This is a genomic window from Mucilaginibacter sp. (assembly GCF_039207105.1).
Taxonomy (GTDB): Bacteria; Bacteroidota; Bacteroidia; order Sphingobacteriales; family Sphingobacteriaceae; genus Mucilaginibacter.
Map to the genome: position 1 here is coordinate 1 of NZ_JBCECK010000083.1, position 22,899 is coordinate 22,899.

24 protein-coding genes and 1 pseudogene are annotated in these 22,899 nt (G+C 42.1%); 14 read left to right on the top strand and 11 right to left on the bottom strand.

The features are described from left to right. Positions 1-920 (top strand): branched-chain amino acid aminotransferase (locus AAGC65_RS16260; RefSeq protein WP_343113517.1); only part of this gene is annotated, 920 nt, incomplete at its 5' end. 512 nt (positions 921-1,432) lie between these two features. Here the strand turns inward: AAGC65_RS16260 and AAGC65_RS16265 are convergent. After that, positions 1,433-1,990 (bottom strand): histidine phosphatase family protein, encoded by a 558-nt coding sequence (locus tag AAGC65_RS16265; protein WP_343113518.1) that lies wholly within the window; start codon positions 1,988-1,990, stop codon positions 1,433-1,435. A 30-nt stretch (positions 1,991-2,020) separates the two neighbouring features. Continuing rightward, a complete protein-coding gene (locus tag AAGC65_RS16270; protein ID WP_343113519.1) occupies positions 2,021-2,302 on the bottom strand; it encodes an ATP-dependent Clp protease adaptor ClpS in 282 nt (93 codons plus the stop codon). 113 nt (positions 2,303-2,415) lie between these two features. Between AAGC65_RS16270 and AAGC65_RS16275 the strand changes: the two genes are divergently transcribed. Continuing rightward, complete coding sequence (locus AAGC65_RS16275) at positions 2,416-3,279, top strand: hypothetical protein (protein ID WP_343113520.1); 864 nt, start codon at positions 2,416-2,418, stop codon at positions 3,277-3,279. A gap of 237 nt (positions 3,280-3,516) precedes the next feature. On the opposite strand, the gene AAGC65_RS16280 is transcribed toward AAGC65_RS16275, so the two are convergent. The 4 genes from AAGC65_RS16280 to AAGC65_RS16295 all read right to left on the bottom strand — a co-directional run bounded on the left by AAGC65_RS16280 (position 3,517) and on the right by AAGC65_RS16295 (position 8,684). Further along, entirely contained in the window at positions 3,517-6,240 is a 2,724-nt protein-coding gene (locus AAGC65_RS16280; protein ID WP_343113521.1) for a TonB-dependent receptor plug domain-containing protein, read from the bottom strand. A gap of 184 nt (positions 6,241-6,424) precedes the next feature. Further along, positions 6,425-6,802, bottom strand: a complete 378-nt coding sequence (locus AAGC65_RS16285) for a hypothetical protein (RefSeq protein ID WP_343113522.1) — start codon at positions 6,800-6,802, stop codon at positions 6,425-6,427. A gap of 47 nt (positions 6,803-6,849) precedes the next feature. Beyond that, positions 6,850-7,386 (bottom strand): dCTP deaminase, encoded by a 537-nt coding sequence (gene dcd, locus AAGC65_RS16290; protein WP_343113523.1) that lies wholly within the window; start codon positions 7,384-7,386, stop codon positions 6,850-6,852. 140 nt (positions 7,387-7,526) lie between these two features. Continuing rightward, the gene (locus tag AAGC65_RS16295; RefSeq protein ID WP_343113524.1) at positions 7,527-8,684 is read right to left on the bottom strand and encodes an alkene reductase; all 1,158 of its coding nucleotides are present in this window, start codon (positions 8,682-8,684) and stop codon (positions 7,527-7,529) included. Positions 8,685-8,922: 238 nt separating this feature from the next. Between AAGC65_RS16295 and AAGC65_RS16300 the strand changes: the two genes are divergently transcribed. Then, the gene (locus AAGC65_RS16300) at positions 8,923-9,300 is read left to right on the top strand and encodes a helix-turn-helix domain-containing protein (RefSeq protein ID WP_343113525.1); all 378 of its coding nucleotides are present in this window, start codon (positions 8,923-8,925) and stop codon (positions 9,298-9,300) included. Positions 9,301-9,316: 16 nt separating this feature from the next. On the opposite strand, the gene AAGC65_RS16305 is transcribed toward AAGC65_RS16300, so the two are convergent. Then, positions 9,317-9,748, bottom strand: coding sequence for a hypothetical protein (locus AAGC65_RS16305; protein ID WP_343113526.1), 432 nt, complete (start codon positions 9,746-9,748; stop codon positions 9,317-9,319). Positions 9,749-10,033: 285 nt separating this feature from the next. Here AAGC65_RS16305 and AAGC65_RS16310 point away from each other — a divergent pair, with 285 nt between their 5' ends. The 3 genes from AAGC65_RS16310 (at position 10,034) to AAGC65_RS16320 (ending at position 12,150) form a co-directional block, all read left to right on the top strand. After that, positions 10,034-10,678 (top strand): 4'-phosphopantetheinyl transferase superfamily protein, encoded by a 645-nt coding sequence (locus AAGC65_RS16310; RefSeq protein WP_343113527.1) that lies wholly within the window; start codon positions 10,034-10,036, stop codon positions 10,676-10,678. Next, positions 10,679-11,434: a lipoyl(octanoyl) transferase LipB gene (gene lipB / locus AAGC65_RS16315; RefSeq protein ID WP_343113528.1), complete on the top strand. Its 756-nt coding sequence runs from the start codon at positions 10,679-10,681 to the stop codon at positions 11,432-11,434. A gap of 68 nt (positions 11,435-11,502) precedes the next feature. Continuing rightward, positions 11,503-12,150, top strand: a complete 648-nt coding sequence (locus tag AAGC65_RS16320; RefSeq protein ID WP_343113529.1) for an SGNH/GDSL hydrolase family protein — start codon at positions 11,503-11,505, stop codon at positions 12,148-12,150. Positions 12,151-12,175: 25 nt separating this feature from the next. Here the strand turns inward: AAGC65_RS16320 and AAGC65_RS16325 are convergent, their stop codons facing one another. After that, entirely contained in the window at positions 12,176-13,603 is a 1,428-nt protein-coding gene (locus AAGC65_RS16325; RefSeq protein ID WP_343113530.1) for an L-serine ammonia-lyase, read from the bottom strand. Positions 13,604-13,730: 127 nt separating this feature from the next. Here AAGC65_RS16325 and AAGC65_RS16330 point away from each other — a divergent pair, with 127 nt between their 5' ends. Both AAGC65_RS16330 and AAGC65_RS16335 read left to right on the top strand, forming a co-directional pair. Beyond that, the gene (locus AAGC65_RS16330; protein WP_343113531.1) at positions 13,731-14,201 is read left to right on the top strand and encodes a DUF5684 domain-containing protein; all 471 of its coding nucleotides are present in this window, start codon (positions 13,731-13,733) and stop codon (positions 14,199-14,201) included. Then, entirely contained in the window at positions 14,201-14,566 is a 366-nt protein-coding gene (locus AAGC65_RS16335; protein WP_343113532.1) for a DUF2752 domain-containing protein, read from the top strand. Before AAGC65_RS16330 ends, AAGC65_RS16335 begins: the two co-directional genes overlap by 1 nt. Here AAGC65_RS16335 and AAGC65_RS16340 read toward each other — a convergent pair. After that, the gene (locus AAGC65_RS16340) at positions 14,548-15,291 is read right to left on the bottom strand and encodes an RDD family protein (protein ID WP_343113533.1); all 744 of its coding nucleotides are present in this window, start codon (positions 15,289-15,291) and stop codon (positions 14,548-14,550) included. The genes AAGC65_RS16335 and AAGC65_RS16340 overlap by 19 nt on opposite strands. Before the next feature lie 92 nt (positions 15,292-15,383). On the opposite strand from AAGC65_RS16340, the gene AAGC65_RS16345 reads away from it, so the two are divergent. Genes AAGC65_RS16345 through AAGC65_RS16370 form a run of 6 tightly spaced genes read left to right on the top strand, consistent with a single transcriptional unit; the run spans position 15,384 to position 21,482 of the window. Continuing rightward, positions 15,384-16,349, top strand: a complete 966-nt coding sequence (locus tag AAGC65_RS16345; protein ID WP_343113534.1) for a stage II sporulation protein M — start codon at positions 15,384-15,386, stop codon at positions 16,347-16,349. Continuing rightward, entirely contained in the window at positions 16,333-17,217 is an 885-nt protein-coding gene (locus AAGC65_RS16350; protein WP_343113535.1) for a hypothetical protein, read from the top strand. The genes AAGC65_RS16345 and AAGC65_RS16350 overlap by 17 nt, the downstream gene beginning before the upstream one ends. Continuing rightward, positions 17,217-17,978: a hypothetical protein gene (locus tag AAGC65_RS16355; protein WP_343113536.1), complete on the top strand. Its 762-nt coding sequence runs from the start codon at positions 17,217-17,219 to the stop codon at positions 17,976-17,978. The genes AAGC65_RS16350 and AAGC65_RS16355 overlap by 1 nt, the downstream gene beginning before the upstream one ends. Further along, the gene (locus tag AAGC65_RS16360; RefSeq protein WP_343113537.1) at positions 17,975-19,159 is read left to right on the top strand and encodes a DUF4350 domain-containing protein; all 1,185 of its coding nucleotides are present in this window, start codon (positions 17,975-17,977) and stop codon (positions 19,157-19,159) included. The genes AAGC65_RS16355 and AAGC65_RS16360 overlap by 4 nt, the downstream gene beginning before the upstream one ends. Next, complete coding sequence (locus tag AAGC65_RS16365) at positions 19,149-20,126, top strand: MoxR family ATPase (protein WP_343113538.1); 978 nt, start codon at positions 19,149-19,151, stop codon at positions 20,124-20,126. The genes AAGC65_RS16360 and AAGC65_RS16365 overlap by 11 nt, the downstream gene beginning before the upstream one ends. A gap of 9 nt (positions 20,127-20,135) precedes the next feature. After that, positions 20,136-21,482 carry a DUF58 domain-containing protein gene (locus tag AAGC65_RS16370; protein ID WP_343113539.1) on the top strand — a complete coding sequence of 449 codons (1,347 nt, stop codon included), beginning with the start codon at positions 20,136-20,138 and terminating at the stop codon, positions 21,480-21,482. A 52-nt stretch (positions 21,483-21,534) separates the two neighbouring features. Here AAGC65_RS16370 and AAGC65_RS16375 read toward each other — a convergent pair whose 3' ends face one another. Together AAGC65_RS16375 and groEL are read right to left on the bottom strand one after the other, a co-directional pair. Next, positions 21,535-22,341 carry a mechanosensitive ion channel domain-containing protein gene (locus tag AAGC65_RS16375; RefSeq protein ID WP_343113540.1) on the bottom strand — a complete coding sequence of 269 codons (807 nt, stop codon included), beginning with the start codon at positions 22,339-22,341 and terminating at the stop codon, positions 21,535-21,537. A gap of 348 nt (positions 22,342-22,689) precedes the next feature. Continuing rightward, positions 22,690-22,899: pseudogene (groEL, locus tag AAGC65_RS16380) on the bottom strand (chaperonin GroEL); the annotation flags it as partial.

The following is a 22,899-nucleotide window of genomic DNA, read 5'->3' on the forward strand; positions in this document are numbered from 1 at the left end:
TCATTCCCTACGGCGAAATTGGGCTTAGTCCGGCAATTTCTGCATTACATTACGGTCAGGCATTTTTTGAAGGTTTAAAAGCTTACAAACATGCCGACGGAAAGGTTACCATTTTCCGCCCCGACAAAAACGCCATCCGCTTTAACAAATCGGCCGAACGTTTATGCATGCCAACTTTGCCCGAAGAAATATTTTTACAAAGTATGGCCGCCGTGGTTGACATTGACCGCGACTGGGTACCATCAAAAGCAAACCACGCGCTATATATCCGCCCGTTTATGTTTGCTACCGACCCATACCTGGGCGTAACACCATCATCAACTTACAAATACATGGTGCTTACCGGCCCTGTTGGACCATATTTTTCAAAAACACTGCGTGTTAAAATAGAAACCTATTACACCCGCGCTGCCGAAGGCGGTATGGGTTTTGCAAAAGCTGCCGGCAATTATGGCAGTTCTATGCTGCCTGCCCGCAAGGCTACCGAAGAAGGCTTTGACCAGTTGATCTGGACAGACGCCAAAGAGCACAAATACATTGAAGAAATGGGTGCTGCTAACGCTATGTTCCTGCTTGATGGTGTGCTGATCACTGCCGAAGCAAAAGACACTATTCTTGACGGTGTAACCCGCGATACGGTTATTGCTTTAGCCAAAGAATGGGGTATCCCGGTTGAAACCCGCAAGGTTTCTGTAGCCGAAATTATTGAAGGCGCCAAAAACGGCAAACTTACCGATGCCTTTGGTGCAGGTACCGCCGCTACCATTGCGTCTGTGGGTTCTATCAGCGTTGATGGCGAAGAGTATTTCCTGAGCGACCCTAAAACGCGCGAGTTCTCTCAAAAGGTTTTAGCCACGCTTGACGCCGTAAAATACGGTAACGCGCCAGATACCTACGGTTGGAACTACCTGGTAGGCTAATTGATATTATTGAAATACAAAAAAGGTGCGCCGAACGGCGCACCTTTTTTGTTTATAAACTTTTCAATAAAAACGGCTGTCATGCTGAGCTCCGTCGAAGCATGGTGGGCAGGCCTTTCCGCGCGATCCTTCGACAAGCTCAGGATGACAGGTCCTTGTTTTTATCGCAATTTACTATGCTCCCTGTTTACCTTAGCCTTCTCCGTCAGCAGATAAGCTTCGGACGAAAGCAGGCAGAACTTGGTGGAGTTGTGCGGCTGCAGGGGCATAGCAAGTTTTTGCTGAAGCGGGAGTATGAGCGAACGAAGTGGGGCAAAATAATTGCAGCCCGCGGTTCTGCTTGCTTTGCAGGGCAAAGGCTATGAGCGTAAAGAAGCCTCTATGCTGAAAGCCAGTTACTTTGTGGCTACAAAGTAACTGGCTTTCCCGCGGCCAGGAGCGGGTATACGCCCTGCAATGGCGCGCCTCTTCTTTTGATTTGTTTTTTTTGTTGGCAGATTAATCAGAGCTCCTTAAAAACTGCACCCTTCAGCCGGCACTATCCCCTCTTTATCAACTGTTAAAAACGGTTTGCCTTTTTTGTATCCCACAATCCAGATGGTATCAAAATCATCATTGGGCCATTGCAGGTTTTTAACGTTGAGGCCAAGGGCTTTCAGTATAGGTTTAATCTGGCTGTGTTCCCATACAATTAACACCGTTCCTTTTTTACCCTGCAATTCGGCGGTAAGGCCCGCGGCATCTTCTTCCTCAAACCTGGTATTAACGGTTAAATTGTATTTAATGGCAAAAGGCGAAACAGTTTGGAACATGCGGCCTCGTGGGGTTGATTTACCCTGATGCAGGGCAGGTACATAAACATAATCGGGTACGCCAAATTTGGCTTTTAAAACCTCTGGGAGTTTCACGGCCCGGTTAAGGCCCGCGCATGACAGGTTATCGCCATTGACAGGCTTTTCGGCATGGCGGATAAAGACCAGTTTAAGATTTTTGCTTTGCGCGCTGCCATCGACGGGCATGAGGCCTATCGTGAATACTATCAGTAAGAAAAATAATGTTGTTTTTTTCATGACAGGATATCAGACAAAATTAAACACCAACTACTCCACACTAACGGTAAGGCCTTCCTGTTGCAATATTTTGCGGTAAATTTCCATTTCGGTGAATGAACCCTCCAGTATGGCACATTTACCTTCATTATGAACTTTCCAGGCAATTTTTTCGGCTTGTGATTCGGAGTAATCAAGATACTTCATCATGCAATGGATCACGTGATCAAAGGTGTTAAAATCATCGTTCCATAATATAAGGCGGTGAACTTCTTTCAGTCCGGCCAGTATTTCTTCGAGTGTGAGTGTTTCTTCCTGCGTTTCGGTTGACATCGTAACTACAAATTTACTCAAAAACAATAATAAATGTGTTAAAATTATGTTTAATGGGCTTAAAAATCATGTTACAATAGCTCCTGATTTAAAACCCTAAACTCCCCAAACCCATGAAAAAAGCTATTTATTGCTTTATTTTCACACCTGCTTTTTTATTGTGCTTAGTTACCGCGGTAAACGCGCAATCTGCCAAAACAGATCAAACTACCTTAAAGACACCCGCCAACCCCATTGTTGTTGATGGCAGCCTGAAAGACTGGGGCGACACCCTGCGCTATTTCAATGATGAAAAAAAGATCGGCTACACGCTGGCCAATGATAAAACCATGCTTTACGCGGTAGTCCGTATCAGCGACAGGCTGAATGAAATACGCACTCTAAATGCCGGTATTACTTTGGGCATCGATACCAAAGGCAAAAAAAAGGAAAGCTTTTCGCTCACCTTTCCCCTCGCCGATCCCGGGTCGCCGCCCGAATTTGGAAAACGCAGTAATCAGGACGGCGAAATCACCAAAGAAGACCGCGACGAGCTGATGCGCGAACGGGTAACTAAACTTCGCAACATTAAGGTTGAAGGCTTTAAAGATATTGAAGGCGATATGATCACCACCTCAAACACTTATGGCATTAAAGCCGCTATTGACTATGACGACCAAGGTAACTTGATTTATGAAATGGCCATCCCCTTACAATTTTTCCATACGGATGATATTACCAAAAACGAATGGGCCTTTAACTTTAAAATAAACGGCATACAACGCCCCAAAGGCGAAGGCGCGGAAAACCCTGACCATCAGAGCGGCGGTTTTGGCGGTGGAAGCGGCAGAGGTGGTCGTGGTGGGGGCATGGGCGGCGGCGGTCGTGGAGGCAGAGGTGGCCGCGGCGGAGGCGGTGGTTTCGGCGGTGGACAGGCAGGCCGCAGCGAAATATCACAATCGGTAGATTTTTGGGAGAAGTTTTATTTAGCTAAGTAGATTGAAAAGTCAAAAATCAAAATTCAAAAGTCAAAACACTTTTGTCATGCTGAACCCGGTGGAGCATCTGTTTGACGATATGCCTATTGGAGAGTAGATCCTTCACTGCGTTCAGCATGACAAATCTTTTTTCATTAAAACATCCAAGGGTTGTGTACAGAGGCCAACCCACCATGCTTCGACGATGCTCTGCATGACACCCTGCACTTTTGAATTTTGACTTTTTAATTTTGAATTTTATTCAACCTTATACTTATAAACCTGCCGGCCAAGGCTGCCGTCGGCATCAATGCCTTCAATTACTACACGATATGTGCCTTTTCCGTCGGCGTTAAAGAACGATAGTGTGGCATTGCCATCTTTATCGGTTATAATGTTTGGCCGCCAGTATATGGTTGAACGCAGATCCTGCATTTGCGTATTTGTTTTTGGGTCATCATACTGGGGCGAGTAAAATTCACGCGCCTTATAATATCCTTTTGGCGAGTAAGTAACCACGCCCGGTGCGTAACGGTTATAAACAGACCCTTCATCACCCCGTTTGGTGGTGATCACTATTAAACCATTTCCACCTCTGAAACCATAAATAGCAGTATTTCCAATCGAGCGTAAAACCTCAATACTGGCAACATCAGATGCCACTATGTTATCTAACTGATCTGGCTCCAGGTAAACCCCATCAATAACTAATTGCATCGGCCTGGTTCCTCCACGGGTGGAATAAGGTACTCCTCCCCGGAATATCACCCCTACCAATCGTCCTTGCAGTATATTAGATAACTGCTGGTTACCCATATTTTCAATATCCTTATAAGTAAGCACCTGGTCGGCGTTGCCCGGCCCGTTTAGGTTTGATGAGTGTTGTACTGCCTGTACACGAGTATCTTTTACAACCACTTCTTTTAATACTATGGTATGATTGCCTATGCCATATTTTACCTGCTCGTTAAACAGGTTTTTGCTGTTTTGCAGATATGTTGAAAGCCCGTCGTTAATGCTTACCTGTATATCGGGCGTGTTTTTATTTTTACCTACGGGCTGTGGTGCTATGTTATCCAGTTCAATCTCCAGGTTTTTGCGGTCTTTAGCGGTACGAGCCTGCACCACAAACTTAATGCTGTCCCTAAAAACAAGGTTATTGAAGGTAAATTTACCCTGCGCATCGGCCACGGTATCTAAAATAAACGTACCGCCTGCTGTGGTAAACAGCGTTACTTTGCCATTAGGGACAGGTTTGCCCCCAAATGTTTTTAAATGGCCGGATATAGCCAGCGTTTTTTCGGGCTGATAAACCACCGGCGGAAAGGCATCATTGATAACCTGTTTCCATTCAAAACGGCGATAGCCCTGGGTAAGCATCAGCACATCCAAATCGGCCCGGGTTTTTGCGTTATCACTCGCAAAGTAATAACCGGGCTTTTCAATATACCCTTTCAAATCGGAGGTGAGCAGCACGTTCGAGAAAATGCTTTCTTCTGTTGTTTCGTCAAACGGCACTTTTGACATATCAATAACCGAGGCCGAAAAGCTGCCTATAGTGGGGTTACCGTCCTTATTTTTAGCTTTGAGGCTGATGGTCACTTTTTCGCGCGGAGCGTATTGCTGCTTATCGCCCGATACCGAAAGTTTAAGCTGATCGGGGTTTTGAATAAACACCAGGCGCTCATTCAACGGCTCGCCTTTATCCGTGAACAGCGTAAACTGCACAATACCCGTAGGGAATTTACTTTTAGGTATTGCTGATGTAAATGTTTTGCCGCCATCGGGGCTTTTACCCGCGTAATAAATTTCACCGCTGCTTTGTCCTACCAATATCAATCCGTCGGTAGGGGTATCGCTGTGCAGCAGGCTTGTCCCCGGTAATATTTTTACCACAAGGTCGTCCCCTGTCGTGTTATCAATATTCAGCACATAGCCATTATCAGCCGCTTTGGGTAAATTAAAGTCGCCTTCAGACCCATCGGCATAAACCACGTGTGCTTTGTAAGCCCTGCCGCTTTCGGGCTTTAAGTTAAATACGCCCATACCCAAATGGGTACTGTTAAATGCGGTGATAACCTTGTTTTGCTCGTCAACAATATTTCCCTTTATATCTGTACCCAGACCATCGGCGCCAACGGCCTTAAAAGCAACTTTTGATTCGGCCCCGTTTACCAGGCTGCCGCTCTCGGGGAAAAACTGTACATCAACCTTGTTTGATATGGCCTTGATGGGCACTGTGCGGGTTATAACTTTTTTATCAATCAGTTTTATATGCGTAATAATATGGCCTGTTGCTGCTGTGTTGGCGGTTGTATTCACAAAAGCAGCGTCGAGGTTGCCTTTATCATCGGTAACGCCCTTGCCCTTAAATATAATTTTGCCATTGAGCACAACCTGGTAACTTACATCGTTGCCAACATAAGGGCTGCCATTTTGGTCGGTAAAATTGATGAGCGCGTTTACCTTTTTCTTGCCGTTCAGGGTGCCGTATGTGAAATTGGTTTTGGTAGAAACCTTGTTATTAATGGCACTGACAATAGTGATGGTTTTATCATAAAAATAATCATCGCCGGCATTGCGCATCCAGTTGGTATAGGCACGTATCCGGTAGTTACCGGCAGCTATGGTATCGGGCAATGTAAAATCGCCATTGGTAAGACCACTTGTTAACGGGAGTTTAACACTGCGCTTTACCGAGTCGTTTTCGTCAATAAGGTCAACATTTAATATTTCGCTGAAAGCTGAGAGCTGGTGTTTGCTGCCTATGGTTACATAAGCCTTAAACCAGATGTCCTCGCCGGCGGCATAGTAGGGTTTGTCAAGATGGAGGTAAACTTTTTCCTGCGGGTGCTCGGCCCGCCATTTATAAAGCTGATCGACCAGCTTACCTAAAAGATCATCGCCGGGACCGGTAAAACCAAAAATTACCGTTATAACTACAGTTACCAGTAAGCCGGCAGATAATTTCCTGTATTTCATGATATTAAATATAAATTCAATCTACACAAAATATCTTTCAGATGATACGTTTTGTGAAGGTTTAAGGTTGCTAAGTAAAATGTTTAGTGCCGTAAATTAAGCTTTTTATGTTACAGGCGCACGCTTAATTTATACTTTGACAATGATTGAATTTAAAGGTTTAATGTCAAGAAAAATAATTTGATTAAAATTTACTCTCTTTTACTGCCTGTGGATTTCTTTCGTCAATTATCATCTTTTTTTTGTTCTTGGGATCGATAAGTATATTTACTAAATCTCCAACATTGGGCATATATGAAACACTAAAAGCCTGTCGTATCTCAACCTGCCTTAGGGCATCTGATCCTTCCTCTTTTACTTCTAAAATGATCTCCATCAATGGGCGCTCCCCGTGTTTAATGTTTGTGGCGCTCATTTTAACTATTTTTGCAATACCAGGTATTCCGTGCTTCCGGAAATAAATTAGTTTACGATTTATCAGTCTTAAAAAACCAATAAATAAAGCGATAGCGAAAACCGCCTGAGCAATTTCTAAAAGATTTAGATTTTTTGCAAACGCCATAAGAATTACCCGCTCTATATTATTTAATGCCGCGAAAAATAATTTGATTAAAATTTATTCTTCCACATCATGCTTTCAACCGGGCGTGTTGTTGGGTTGTTATATTTGGCGTTGCTTTTGGTGTTGTACATGGTTTCAATATCGCCCTCAACCACAAAATAAATAAGCTGACCAATAGGCATACCCGCGTAAATACGCACGGGCTGAGCGCACGAAATTTCGAGCGTCCAGGTGTTGCAGAAACCTACATCACCCTTGCCAGCGGTGGCATGTATGTCAATACCTAAACGGCCGGTGCTCGATTTACCTTCCAGGAAAGGTACATGACTGTGTGTTTCGGTATATTCCATGGTAACACCCAGGTAAAGCGTATTGGGCTGTAGTACAAAGCCCTCTTTTGGTATCTCAAAGCCATCAATCTCGTTATGAACTTTGGCATCAAGCACCCTGTCGCGATAGGTGGCCAGGTGTTTGCCTAAATGCACATCGTACGAGTTGGTGCCCAGGCATTCGCGTTTAAAAGGTTCAATAATGATGTTGCCTTTTTCAATTTCTTCGAGAATACGCTTATCTGATAATATCATGTCTGGGGCCTAAATTATAATTAATTAAATCAATAGGCAAGCCATGGTATCAAGTAGTTGGTACCAGGTATCAAGATTTTTTTAACATAGGCTAAAAACAAAGCAGCCACCTTGAAAGGTGGCCACTTTTCTATCTCTTATTATAACACAATTTCCTGTGCGGGATCAAAATAAGGAAAGTCGGTAAAGCCAATTTCTCCGTTCCTGGTATAATAAGCAGAACGGTCGGCCACTGTTAATGGCCAGTTATTTTTGAAACGTGCTACCAGATCAGGGTTCCCTATAAACGGCCGACCGAAAGCAATCAGATCTACCCAGCCGGTAGTTAATGCAAATTGTGCAGCATCTTTGGTAAAACTACCACACCAGATAATGGTACCCTTAAAAATATCACGGGTCTTTTTAACAAATTCATCCGGCAGGTGCATCTCTTCGAACTTGGTAACTTCCTGCATATTCCCTACAGGCATCAGTTGATAAAGGAGGTGGATATAGGCGATGCCCCGGCGGTTCAGTTCATTACATAAATAGAAAAATGTTTCTGCTGCAAAAGGATCTTCGGGGGTGCTGTTGTACCGTCCAAATGGCGAAAGCCTGATCCCTACTTTATCGGCCCCTAATTCCTCAATAGCTGCATCCACTACCTCCAGCAAAAAACGGCTGCGGTTTTCCGGGGTCTGGCCTCCGTATTGATCACTGCGTGTGTTATGTGTGGAATTCAGAAACTGCTCCAACAAATAACCATTGGCCGAATGAAGCTCGATACCATCAAATCCCGCTTTTGCCGCGTTACGGAAAGCTTGTCTGAAATCACCGACCAGGCCGGGTAATTCTTCAGTTCCAAGCATCCTGGGTGCGCTTGCAGGCACAAAGGTTAATCGCCCGTTAGCGTCATGTGCAAACACGTCAGATCCCACTGCTTGTACGTCGGTCACTCCCCATGGCGCCTGCCCATCAGGCATCATGGAAGTATGAGACATACGGCCCACATGCCATACCTGCAAAAAAATCCGGCCTCCGTTTTGATGAACCTCTTTAGTTACCAATTGCCAGCCTTCCACTTGTGCATCTGAATAAATACCGGGTGTCCACAGATAGCCTTTACCATGAGGGGCGATATCAGCAGCCTCGGCAATAATTAATCCGGCACTTACACGCTGCCCATAGTATTTAGCCATCATGGCATTAGGTACATCACCTAATGATGTGCGTGTTCTGGTCATAGGTGCCATCACAACACGATTTTCTAATTGTATTGAACCCATAGCATGGGGTTCAAATAGTGAAATATTATTCATTTTGATTTTAGTTTTTTGAGCTGCGCGCCCTTGTTGTCATAGCAAAATAACAACGCATATAACTCAAATACAATAACTTACGCCTTAGTTCGTTACGGTAATAAAGGTTCGTATTGCTCATTTACAGGGATTTGTCAAATTGAAAAAATTGCTTTAGTTGACACTTATGACAGAATATTAACATTGGGTTTGGATGTAATGAGCCGTTTCCTGGTGTATTTTTGCAATAAATTAAAAAATGGCTTATAACAGGACACGCAGATCTGATTGGATAACAAATCCCGACACTTGCGCAATTGAACTTGCGCTGGCTGCAATTAGCGGCAAGTGGAAGCTGAGGATATATGATGTATTGCGCAAAGGCGAAACAGTGAGGTATTGCCTTATTAATAACCAGCTGGCAGATATTTCAGAAAAGACACTTACTGCCCAGCTTCGCGAAATGGAACAGGATGGTATCATTACCCGGATTGTTTATCCGGAGGTTCCGCCACGCGTTGAATATCAGCTAACCGCTTTAGGCCAATCCCTTCAAAACGTTTTTGATGCGTTAACAAACTGGGGCATAGCTTCTATAGAAAATAAAAAGGCAGAAAAGGACAACAATTTGTTATAATGTTTCAGTTTGAAATTTAATTTCCACTTGTAACTTCAACCCCATATCTCATTGCCGCTTCAAGTATATTAAGGTTTATATCTTTTAATTTATTGAACCTAATGCAATATCCTGTAACGCTCGCCTTGCCTATTTCTTTCCCGTATGTTTGGGCTAAGTATGTCTTATCCTTGATACCCAGGATATAGACAGAGATCCCGGTTTTGTTTGCGCTCAAACCAATTTGAAAAAAATCCCTGGTCTTTCCATCAGCGTATTTTATGATGTGAAATCCATAGCCTATAGTGGGGTTGGTAACAGTTTTATTTTCGCTGTTTTTACCATTATCGAACCATAATTTACAACCTGGTAAAACTTGAAGTATGAAATGGTGCAGCTCTTGCATATCACTGCGCTTTGGTTCAGGTTGACTGGCAATATAGGCTTCGATTTGTTCCTGTATGTTCATATAAAATATTAAATTAAGGTTTGCTTACGCCGGCTTTTCAAATTTAGCTTTATTTTTAATGGTCCACTAATTGAGTTCCTTTTACCTTCCTTCAAAAATACTTCCCTCTTTTGCTGATGCACACGAGGCGAAGTAAAAAACCCTCTCCAGAGGAGAGGGTTGGGTGAGGCTCTAAAAACCTAAATTGAGTATCTTGATACCTGATACTAATTACTTGATACTATATATATTTTAATTAAATTTATTTGACATAAGTTTGTCACCTATTTTGCAACTTTACTTATTATGGCTATAGCATACAGGCAGCGGATTGATGACGATACCGAATTTGCGCTCTGGAAAATTGAAGAAGAGGCTGACGACCTGTACAAACAACTACAACTTGACGATGACGAGAAGGCTTATGTTGAAAAACTAAGCAACGGCAAGCGCCACCTGCATTGGTTGGGCACCCGCGTGCTGCTTCGTAAAATGCTGCTCACCGACGAATATATTGACTGCAAGGTTGATGCTCATGGCAAACCTTACCTGGTAAATCTGCCCTACCATATATCGTTAAGTCACTCGTTTGATTATGCTGCTGTAATGATCAGCAAGACACATAAAGTGGGGATAGATATTGAACAGATAAAACAAAAGGTGGAGCGCATTGCCGGCAAATTTATGCGGGCAGAAGAAATGGCTTTTATTGACCCACAACACAAAATTGAACAATTGTATGTGTGCTGGTGTGCTAAAGAAGCTGTATATAAATGTAATGGTGAAAAAGAGGTTTCTTTTGCCGATAACATTTTTTTAGAACCGTTTCATTTTGAAACCAAGGGACAGTTAAACGCTCATCTTCATAAAACAGCTATTAGTCTTGATTATACCGTAAGCTATATGCAATACGAAGATTATATGATAGGTTACGTAAAGGGACAAATGTAAATGAAAAACAAAAAAGTATTTTTTCAGGACTGGGGTTTAATTGACTATCAACAAGCCTGGGACAAACAGGAAGAGTTATTTTCGGCATCAGTAAAAACTAAACTCAATAATCGTAACTCCGAACTGGCTTATGAAACAGCAGCCAAAACACTGGTAGCGGCAGATACATTTGAGCCTTTTACCCCTGAAGAAGTTTTTAACTACCTGATATTTTGCGAGCACCCTCACGTATACACCTTAGGTAAAAGCGGCAAACCTGAGCATTTATTACTTGATGAACAGGGATTAAAAGATAAAGAAGCTTCATACTACACCATCAACCGGGGCGGTGATATTACCTATCACGGGCCCGGGCAAATTGTATCGTACCCGATACTTGACCTCGATAATTTTTTCACCGATATACACCTGTACCTGCGTACGCTGGAAGAGGCGGTGATATTAACCCTGGCCGATTATGGTTTAAAAGCTGGCCGTTATCCTGGCTACACCGGTGTTTGGTTTGATGCTGATAATGAAAATGCCCGTAAAATATGCGCTATGGGCGTACGTTGCAGCCGCTGGGTAACCATGCACGGCCTGGCTTTTAATATAAATACCGATCTGGACTATTTTAAAAACATAGTTCCCTGCGGTATTGATGATAAGGCTGTAACCTCTATGCAGCAGGAATTGGGCAGAATAGTTGATATTAATGAAGTAAAAAAAATCCTTAAGCATCATATTTCCGTACTGTTTGGTATGGAGATCTTATGATGAAAGTATTCTTTTTAATCTTACTATCTGTAAGTAGCCTTACGGCTTGCTCAAAAAACATCGGCTCAATGGAGTCATATAATTATACACCTATGCCCGAAGCACCTGTTACCGATACGTTAAACTACCTCGCCCTTGGCGATTCATACACCATTGGCGAGTCGGTACCTACTCAGGAATCATTTCCTTATCAGCTTGCGGGTTTAATACCGGGGCACAAGATAAATACACCCACCATCATAGCTAAAACCGGCTGGACAACCGACCAGCTTATCTCCGCTATTGATAACAGCGATATACAAAACAACACCTATGATATAGTTACCTTGCTTATAGGTGTAAATGATCAGTACCAGAATGCCAGCCAGGAAAACTATCGTATAAAATTTATGCAGGTTTTAAATACAGCCATCAAATTTGCCAAAGGCGATAAAACCCGTGTATTTGTACTCTCTATACCTGATTATGGCGTGACACCCTTCGCCAACGGTAAGGAAGCCATCATAGGACCCGAGATAGATCAGTTCAATAACATTAACCGCAAGGCAAGCGCCGATGCCGGCGTTCATTATATCGACATAACCCCAATATCCAAACAAGCGGCCGATAACTTAACTCTTATTGCAAATGACGGGCTTCACCCTTCCGCCATCATGTACCATTATTGGGTTGAGCAGCTAAAGCCAGCTTTATTAAATAGGCTTAACAAAAAATAGTTATTGGAATTTACATTATTTGAAATTAGCACTCCGGCAAACTGATAGGTATGTTGATAGCCAGGCCGCCGTCTGATGTTTCCTTGTATTTGGAGTTCATATCAAGCGCGGTTTGCCACATGGTTTTCACCACGGCATCCAAACTTACTTTGGCCTTTTCGGGATTACTTTGCAACGCTAATTGCGATGCCGTGATGGCTTTTATAGCCCCCATTGTATTACGCTCGATGCAGGGGATCTGCACCAGGCCGCCTATAGGGTCGCAGGTGAGGCCGAGGTGATGTTCCATAGCTATTTCGGCAGCCATTAATACCTGTCGTTGCGTACCACCCATACACTCTGTTAAAGCAGCGGCGGCCATTGCCGATGATACCCCGATCTCAGCCTGACAGCCGCCCATTGCGGCCGATATGGTAGCGCCTTTTTTAAATATACTGCCAATTTCAGATGCGGTTAATAAAAACTGGATGATCTTTTGTTCAGTGTTTCCTTCGCAAAAAACAATGTAGTATTGCAGCACTGCTGGTATTACTCCTGCAGCACCATTGGTAGGCGCGGTAACCACACGGCCAAAGGAGGCATTTTCCTCATTTACAGCCAGCGCGAAACAACTTACCCAATCCAATATATTTTTAAAACCATCGCCGGTTTGGCGTATGGCAGCAACCCATTCTTCATAGTTGGAATAGGTACGGTTGCCAATTAATTTACTGTTTAACTTAAAGGCGCGCCGGGCAACATTTAGGCCTCCAGGCAACTGGCCGGTGGTGTGGCAGCCCCGGTAAATACATTCCTTTAATGCTCTGAAAATATTTAACACGCCGGTGCGGGTTTCCTGCTCGCTGCGCCAGGCCAGCTCGTTCTCCATCACTACTTCCGATATTTTTAAACCGGTTTTCATACACCAGTGCAGCAAATCGGCAGCGGTATCGATTGGGAATGGCAGATCAACCTCTTGTTTGGCCGGACCTGTGGCACCATCCTTTACTACAAAGCCGCCGCCAATAGAGTAATAGGTTTCGGAAACTGCTTTACCATTATTTAAAAAGGCCTGAAAGGTTACCGCATTAGGATGAAAAGGTAAACTCTCATTAAATAAAAACAACAGGTCGTCTACAACAGAAAAATTGATTTCCTGTACGCCTGCCAGCAGTAATTTACGGTTATTAGTTATACCCGAAATTTTAGGAACTATCTGGTCAACTTCAAAAGTTACCGGATCATCTCCGCTCAGGCCAAGCAGTATTGCAATATCGGTCCCGTGCCCACGGCCGGTTTTTGCTAATGAGCCATATAACAATATTTTCACCTGTTCAACCATAGGTAATAAACTTTGCTCCTGCAGGCCTTCAGCAAATTGCTGCGCCGCACGCCAGGGGCCAAGTGTATGTGAACTGGAAGGCCCTATGCCTATCTTGAACATATCAAAAACCGAAATTTGCTCTCTCTGCATCAGGTCAAAATTATAAATAAAATATCATTCCCACTTTGTAATAAATGAGCTATCTATTTAATTTTCATCTAAATATTTCATACTTTGCATTAACAAACTCAACCGTTTACTTAAACCGAAAACCAAAATGCAAAATTATGACCCATCTTCGGCGCCATCCGCTGGTGCATTTGCAGCCTTGTTTGGCGCATTTTTAATCCCATGTTTAATTGCAGGGATCATCTCTATCATTGGCATGTGGAAAGTGTATGAAAAAGCAGGAAAACCCGGATGGGCAGCCATCATCCCGATATACAACATTATCGTATTGCTTGAAATTGTAGGCAAACCAACCTGGTGGATCATTTTGTATTTAATCCCGTGCGTTAACATCATATTTGCTATTTGGACGCTTAATTTATTAAGCAAAAGCTTTGGCCAAAGCGAAGGTTTTACCGTAGGATTGGTACTGTTGTCATTTGTATTTTATCCATTACTGGGTTTTGGCAACTACCAATATTTAGGCCCAGCCGGCGATGGCGGAGCTTCCGGCTTTAAACCATTTGATCCGTCAAAAGATTATAAAGATCCGTTTAATACCAATCCACCGCAGGCTTAATGCTGCCGTGTTATACTCATATAAAAATATTTTGCAGCCAGCTGGGTCTTGTACACTGGCTGCAAAATCATTTAATTGCTTGTCCGTTTAAATATATTACCGGTATTGATTGCCCTGGCTGCGGTTTCCAGCGTTCAGTGATGGCGCTTTTTCAGGGTGATCTTCAAAAAAGCTTTACTTTATACCCTCCTACAATACCTCTTCTGTTGTTTTTTACCTATGGCATAGCAGATGCCCTATTCAATTGGGATACCCAAAAATCATCTGTGAAGAAAACCTTATTTATGATCGTGGGCAGTATAGTGTTGATCAGTTACGGGATAAAAATGTGGGGCTTTTATATCCATTACAAAACATCGGCCTGAGCTATAATATGGCTGTAATCTTTAATAATGGTTTGCAAAAACAGCATATCATTCATATCGGCCGGAGGCGTTACATTTAATATCTCTTTAACGCGTTTCGCCATATTATAAACCAACATACTGTTGCGGCTTTTAACATAATTATTGATCACCTCGTTTATTAATTCAATATCCTGTTCGTTCAACTTTGCAGCCTCTGTAAATACAGGTTGATAATCATCCGCCTCGGGCTTAAAGGCTATGTTATTCATTTTTGTGCGGGGATTGGTACGGATCAAGGTGGTACCTGCCACCATATCGCCAAGCCGCTGCGATTTTTCAGATACAGCAACACATATCAGTCCGCATAAACCTCCACTAAAAGTAAAATCAACTATCCGGAACAACCAGCGCATCAGATACTGGCCAAACCTTGGGCGCGCACCATCAAGACTCACTACTTTGATTTTCATAATACGCTTACCCACACTTTGCCCATTCATGGCAGTTTCGCACACCAGATCATAAAATGTATATAAAACGCCAATAATCATAACGATTACGTCCAAAAAAACATCATTACCACGATTCATATTGCCAGATAAACCAAGAGTTATAAACGTGGCAAAAAAAACAACAACAAATATAGCTGCATCAATAATATAGCCCACCATACGTTCGCCAAGCCCGGCTACCTCGTAGTCAATATCAATATTTTGTGTAGTAGTTATCCTGATGGTTTGCATGCAATAAAAATATAAAAGATAAATATGCTTTTGTTATTGATATATGTATATTTTGTAATTATTTTCAGGGCATATTTAATATACGGGTATACATGCGCGAACCGCTTTTTGTTAAACAAAACTCCAGCAAATGGACCAGCTTTGAGCAATCGCCAACTGACGACCCCGACGAACTTGCCGACCGCTTTATTCAGATCACCGATGATCTGGCTTACGCCAAAACCTTTTATCCCAAATCAAAAACAACCGCTTATCTAAATGGTTTAGCAGCGGGCCTTCACCAATCCATCTATAAAAACAAAAGCGAAAAGAGCAACCGATTCCTGACCTTCTGGAAATATGAGCTGCCTCTTTTGTTTAAAAGCTATCACAGACAGTTGCTTTATTCTTTTTCTTTTTTCATGGTATTTTGCCTTATAGGAGCATTATCGGCCAAATATGATGAAACCTTTGTGCGCCTTATCATGGGCGACACTTATGTGGATATGACTAATGCCAACATACTTAAAGGCGATCCTTTTGGTGTATACAAAGGCGGCAGTGAAGTAAATATGTTTTTTTCTATAACAGTCAACAACATTTATGTTTCGCTGGTAACTTTTGTAAGCGGAATCATATTTACAGTAGGCTCAGTTTATTTTTTATTTCAAAACGGAATAATGCTGGGATCATTTCAGTATTACTTTTTTAGTAAGGGCTTGGGCATACAATCTATCCTGGTAATATGGATACACGGCACCTTAGAAATTTCATCAATCATCATAGCAGGTGCGGCAGGTATAATTCTTGGTAACAGTATTTTATTTCCTAAAACCTATAAGCGCATGGTTTCGTTAAAAAAGGGGGCCAAAGATGGGATGAAGGTTGCCATAGGCATTATCCCGATATTAACCGTAGCCGCGTTTTTTGAAGGCTTTGTAACCCGGCATACAGAAATGCCGGCATGGCTCAGTATAACTATTTTAGCGTCATCGTTATTATTTATAATATGGTATGTAATTATATACCCTAATAAAATTTATAAAGCAACCCAAACCTATCATGCAACAGAAAGTTGAATTAGCCAGAATACGTGATTTTGGCGAAATCATAAGCGATACCTTTTCATTTATCAAACAGAATTTTAAGCCTCTGATCAAATACTTTTTTACCTTTTGCGGTATTTTTATTTTAGGCGGAGTTATTAGTGCAAGCCTGCTTCAACTCAAAATGGTGGGTACCATGAGCAGCATCAGCAGTGGAACTTATAACAGGCAATACCGGCCATCAATTTTTAACTTTTTGGGTATTGAATATGTATTCACTATCGTTTTTGCATTATTAGGTTTTACAACCATGCTGGTTACCATTTTAAGCTATATAGCCTTATATAAAGCCAAAAACAGTCAAATACCCACTACCGAAGAAATGTGGGGTTACATCAAATACTATTTTTTGCGGGTACTGGGCACCTCCATTCTACTGAATTTGCTTATTGGCGTAGCATTGCTGTTTTGTGTTATACCCGGCCTGTATCTTGCGCCTATTTTCGCTTTGGTACTCCCGATCATGGTGATGGAAAATGCCAGTTTTAACTACTCCTTTAATCGCAGCTTTCTTTTAATTAAAGAAAACTGGTGGGTTACATTTGGTTCGCTTGTTGTAATATGGATAATTTTTTATGCATGCATGATGGTTATTACCATACCTGCAACCATCATTAATTCAATGAGCTTGATTTTGCATTGGTCATTTTCAAAGCCAGCCGCAGTAATAACAGCAATACTCCAGCACCTATGTCAGATATTTACCATACTGCCTATAACTACCTTATGCTTGTGTTATTTTAATTTATCCGAAAGTAAAGACGGCACAAGCCTGTTAGATAAGATTAATAAAATGGGCACCACAAACCCTGACACCAATTTACCGGCCGAAGAATATTAATGATGCTGCGCCTGCTCTGTATTATTGCTTTTGCTTTGTCTGTTCATTCGGCTTGGAGTGCTGTGCCCGTTAAGCCGGCAAAACAGCATGTGCCATTAATACTTAAAACAGATAGTTCAACAACAAATACGCGGTATTTAGATAGTGCTGCTTTAAAAAACTACAGCAAGCTTCCGGACTTTCAGTACAGGGAAGAGGATATGCAAAAAGACCCGTCCTGGTGGACTCGCTTCTGGGCCTGGTTCTGGAATTTATTTAAACCCGTAAAATTTGGCAAGCATGATCCGGGCCCTTTTATGAAATTATTGCTGAACTTTCTTAAGTATCTGTGCATCGCGACAGGAATAGGAGTTATTGTTTTTGTAATACTTAAGCTGGCGGGCATCAATATGCTGAATGTTTTCAGGCGCAAACCCACATCTGCTGGTTTACCTTTTACCGAACTGTTAGAAGATATTCATGAAATTGATTTTGACAGTGAAATAGAAAAGGCTGTAACGCAGCATAATTATCGTTTAGCTGTTCGCCTGCTTTACCTCAAATGCCTGAAACAACTAAGCGATGCTGATTTGATCAAATGGCAGATCGATAAAACAAACAATGCCTACATCAATGAGCTTACCAACTCCGAGCAACGCCAGGTTTTTAAAACCCTGACACTACAGTTTGAATATATCTGGTACGGGGAGTTTGCCATTGACGCCCCGGTTTTTAAAACCATAAGTACTTTATTTCAGGATTTTAACAAGAGCGTAGCATGAAAGATTTTAAGATCTATATCACTATTGCCAGCTTGTTAATTATTGGCTATGTGGTAGCGCAGTACAATAAACCCATACCGGTTAACTGGATGCCGACCCTGGCCTATCAGGATAAAATACCTTTCGGCACGTTCATTTTACACAATCAGCTCAAGCAGGTATTCCCGGGGGCTACCATTATAAACACCAATAAATCTATCTACAATGCTCTGCATAACCAAAGACTTCATGCAGGCAATTATGTTATCATAGCCAAGAAAATACACCTCAATAAATTTGATACCGATGAACTGCTGAAATACATCAATGCCGGCAACTCGGTTTTCATGTCGGCATTTGAGTGGCAGGGGTATTTTGCCGACTCCTTAAAAATTGATACACGTGTAAAGTATGCAAAGAAAAACGTGTCCATTAATTTTATTAATAGCTTATTAAAAGCACAGCATAACTACTCGTTTAATCGGGATATCGCAAATCAGTATTTTAGCGCCCTTGATACCGCTAAGGCTACCGTGATAGGTAAGAACGATGCAGATCAGACCACATTTTTAAGTTATAAGTTTGGTAAAGGCACGCTTTACCTTTGCGCCACACCTGAAGTGTTTACCAATTACAGCCTGCTCACCAAGCAGGGTGCCGATTATGCAGCAAAAGCATTATCCTATATGCCTGTGGCCAGCTATGTTTACTGGGATCAATTTCAAAATGGAGATATCCCGGAAGACTACTCGCCACTACGTGTATTTTTTAGTAATACCAGTTTACAATGGGCTTATTACCTTAGCCTCTTTAGCCTGGTAGTATTTATTATTTACGAAGCCAAACGCCGCCAGAGAATAATCCCGGTGATAGAGCCCCTCCAAAATTCGACGGTTGATTTTGTTACCGTTGTGGGCCAGGTTTATTACGAAAAACGTAACAATGCCAACATAGCGCATAAGAAAATAACTTACCTGTTAGAGCATTTCCGGGATCATTACCAACTAAAAACCAATCAGCTCGACCGTGAGTTTATTAACCTGTTATTCAAAAAAACAGGCATTGATAAGCAGCTTGCTACAGATTTAGTTGATAGCATTAATTACACCAGCGTACAGCAACAGGTAACGGATACAGAATTAATAAACCTGAATAAACTGATAGAAAAATTTTACAGCCAATCCGCATATAATGGAAAATGAAAATTTTGAGCAAAGAACCGATCTGAGCAAATTAAGTGCAGCGGTTGATCAAATTAAAAACACACTTGCCCGCATCATAGTAGGCCAACAGGAATCCATAGATCTGCTGATTGCCGGCATACTGGCCGATGGGCATATCCTCATAGAGGGGGTACCCGGCGTGGCCAAAACGCTTACTGCCAAATTGATATCGAAAGCTATTGATGCCCAATACTCGCGTATACAGTTCACCCCCGATCTGATGCCTTCTGATATACTGGGCACATCGGTATTTAACCCTAAAAGCACCGAATTTGAATTTAAGCGCGGCCCTATTTTTGGCAACATCATATTGATTGACGAAATTAACCGTGCCCCGGCCAAAACCCAATCGGCTTTGTTTGAGGTAATGGAAGAGCGCCAGATCACAATTGACGGTCATACTTACCCCATGCAGGAGCCTTTTACCGTACTGGCTACCCAAAACCCTGTAGAGCAGGAAGGCACCTACCGGCTACCTGAGGCTCAGTTAGATCGTTTTTTATTCAAGATAGAGATCAAATACCCTTCCCTTGCCGAAGAGATTACTATTTTAACTCAACAGCATCAGCAAAAAACAACGGATCAACTCAGTGATGTTCAGCCGGTTTTGTCAGGCGCTGATGTTATTGCCCTGCGCCAACAGGTAAGAACCCTTCATGTAGAAGCCAAACTGCTGGAATTTGCTGCAAAAATCACATACGAAACCCGCAATCATAAGTCGTTGTATTTGGGTGGATCGCCGCGTGCTTCGTTGGCATTGATTAATGCGGCTAAAGCGCTGGCTGCCATCCGCGGGCGCGATTTTGTTACTCCTGATGATATTATTTATGTAGCTGCTCCGGTATTAAGACACCGCATTATGCTTACTCCTGATAAAGAGATGGAAGGCGCAAGTCCTGATGATGTTATAGCTCAAATTATCCAAAAAATTGAAGTACCCAGATAATACACCTGTGTGAAAAATATCATCAGCCTGTTTTACAGAAACCTTTTTTTAACCAATCGGCTTTTCATCGGCCTGGCTGGTTGTGTAGTGCTGTTTATATTATCATTCTTTTTCCCTTGGCTGGGCGTTATTCCTGTGCTTATTTTCTGGGTGCTCATAGCCATATTTACTATTGATGTTATGATGCTATATAAAACATCAAAAGGTGTATTTGCTAAACGGCACGCTCCCGAGCGGCTGAGCAACAGCGATGATAATGAACTGGGTATTTATATCGAAAACTGGTACCCGTTTAATGTAAGTGTAGGTATTATTGATGAAATACCTTTCCAGTTTCAAAAGCGTGATATATGGTTTAAAACCGTCCTGAAACCACGTGAACATAAGCTGATCAATTACCTGTTACGCCCAACCCGCCGGGGCGAATATGAATTTGGTAATATCCGCGTTTATGTTCAATCGCCATTGGGGCTTATCAGGCGGCGTTATAATTTTGAACAGACCGAAATATTACCCGTATACCCTTCCTTTCTGCAGATGCGCAAATATGAGCTGATGGCCATCTCCAACAGATTAACTGATATTGGCATCAAAAAAATACGCCGTATTGGCCACAGCATGGAATTTGAGCAGGTGAAAAATTACATTCCCGGCGATGATTACCGCACCATTAACTGGAAAGCTACAGCCAGGCAGGGCAGCCTGATGGTAAACTCTTATATCGATGAAAAATCGCAGCAGGTATATTGTATCATTGACAAATCAAGGGTAATGAAAATGCCGTTTGAGGGGTTAAGCTTGTTAGATTATGCGATAAATGCCAGCCTCGTACTATCAAACGTTGCTTTATTGAAAGAAGACAAAGCCGGGCTCATTACCATATCCGAAAAGTTAGGCTCTGTGGTACCTGCTGACAGGCGACCGGCACATATGAACAAAATACTGGAGGTTCTATATAAAGAAAAAACCAGGTATCTGGAAACCAATATGGAACTGCTTTACAGTACCGTGCGCAAAGTAGTTAAGCAACGCAGCCTGCTTGTATTTTTTACCAACTATGAAAGCATGAACGGGCTGCAGCGGCAGCTTCCTTACCTAAAAAGGTTGGCGAAATATCACCTGCTACTGGTGGTATTTTTTGAGAACACCGAATTAAAAAAACTTAGCGAACAACCGGCAACCGATGTAGAGGGCATTTACATTAAAACCATTGCCGAAAAGTTTGCCTACGATAAAAAGCTTATTGTAAAAGAGCTGGCAAAATATGGCATACAATCAATTTTGACCAGCCCGCAAAGCCTTACGGTGAATACCATTAATCGTTACCTGGAAATTAAGGCTAAGCAAAAGATATAGCTCTAACTATATAAAAGCTCTTAATTCCTGGCTCTCATCTCTTGCTTCTCCATTACCCTGCTTTCGGGAAATTGATACCCGCAGCTGCAAGATCTTTGATGATCTTTTCCTGCAAGGCTATTTTTACAGTTAAAAAGTTTGAAGGATTAACCCATACATTAACTAAAAAGCGAATAGAGTCAATCTCTAGACTGCTGATACCGATACGCGAAGCTGGTGATTTCAGTACGTTCCCTGTTGTATCAATAGCATTTTGTATAATTGTTTTTACTTGTTCAATATCATTAGCATAAGCTATCTTAACATCAAAATCAAGCCGGCGTTTGCCCTCGCGGGTAACGTTAACTATAACTTCGTTAAATAGTTTACCGTTAGGGATAATTACCGTTTTGTTATCAGCCGTAAGTAACACGGTATAAAAAATTTGTATAGAGGTTACCTTGCCATCCTGCCCTTGCGCCACAATGCTATCGTCAAGCTCAAAGGGCTTTAGTAAAAGGATCAGTACACCACCGGCAAAGTTTTGAAACGTACCCGACAGGGCCAAACCAGCCGCAACGCTGAATGCCCCAATAATGGTGGTAAAGATGGTCATCTCCAGCCCAATGATGTTCATTACCCAAATAATGAGTAATATATAAAGAGTGGTAATACTTAAACTTAAAAAGAAAGGTTGTAATGATGAATGTATGCCTCTTTTGAGCATCCGGTTACGGAGCCGGTTACGCAGAAATCTTATTACCCAAAGGCCGATAAAAAATATGATTATTCCACCCAAATACTTTGGGCCGTGCTGAACCACCCAACTGTGGAAATCTTTATAAAAGTCCTCTAACTTATACATACTCTTGTCTTTCATAAACGATGAAAGCAAAAGTAATTTTATTTACCGTAAATGGTAACAAAAAGTTCAGGGCCTTTTATCAGTACCCAATCTACTATGGTACTGTGCACTAATTTTGATGTTTGAACTATGATTTTCATGGTACTTGAACCTATTCAAATGCTATGCCTAAAAACTTAGCTTTTGATTTTGTACTGCAAAAATACACATAGAAGTTACCGTAATTTTCAAAAATTAATCAAATGATTAACTCATGACTATCCGTTTACGTTTTAATGACGGTGAGTACCGTATAAAACAAAATCCCTGTCTGGAAAACCAGACAGGGATTTGTACTATTTAAAAGCTTTTGGCTTTGAGCTATTACATCATGCCGCCCATGCCGCCGCCACCCATTGGTGGGCCACCAGCTGGAGCTTCTTCAGGATCATCAGCCAATACCACTTCTGTTGTTAACAACATAGCTGCAATTGAAGCTGCGTTCTCTAAAGCTACACGGCTTACTTTAGTTGGGTCGATAACACCGGCACCAATCAGGTTTTCATATTTATCGGTACGTGCATTGTAACCAAA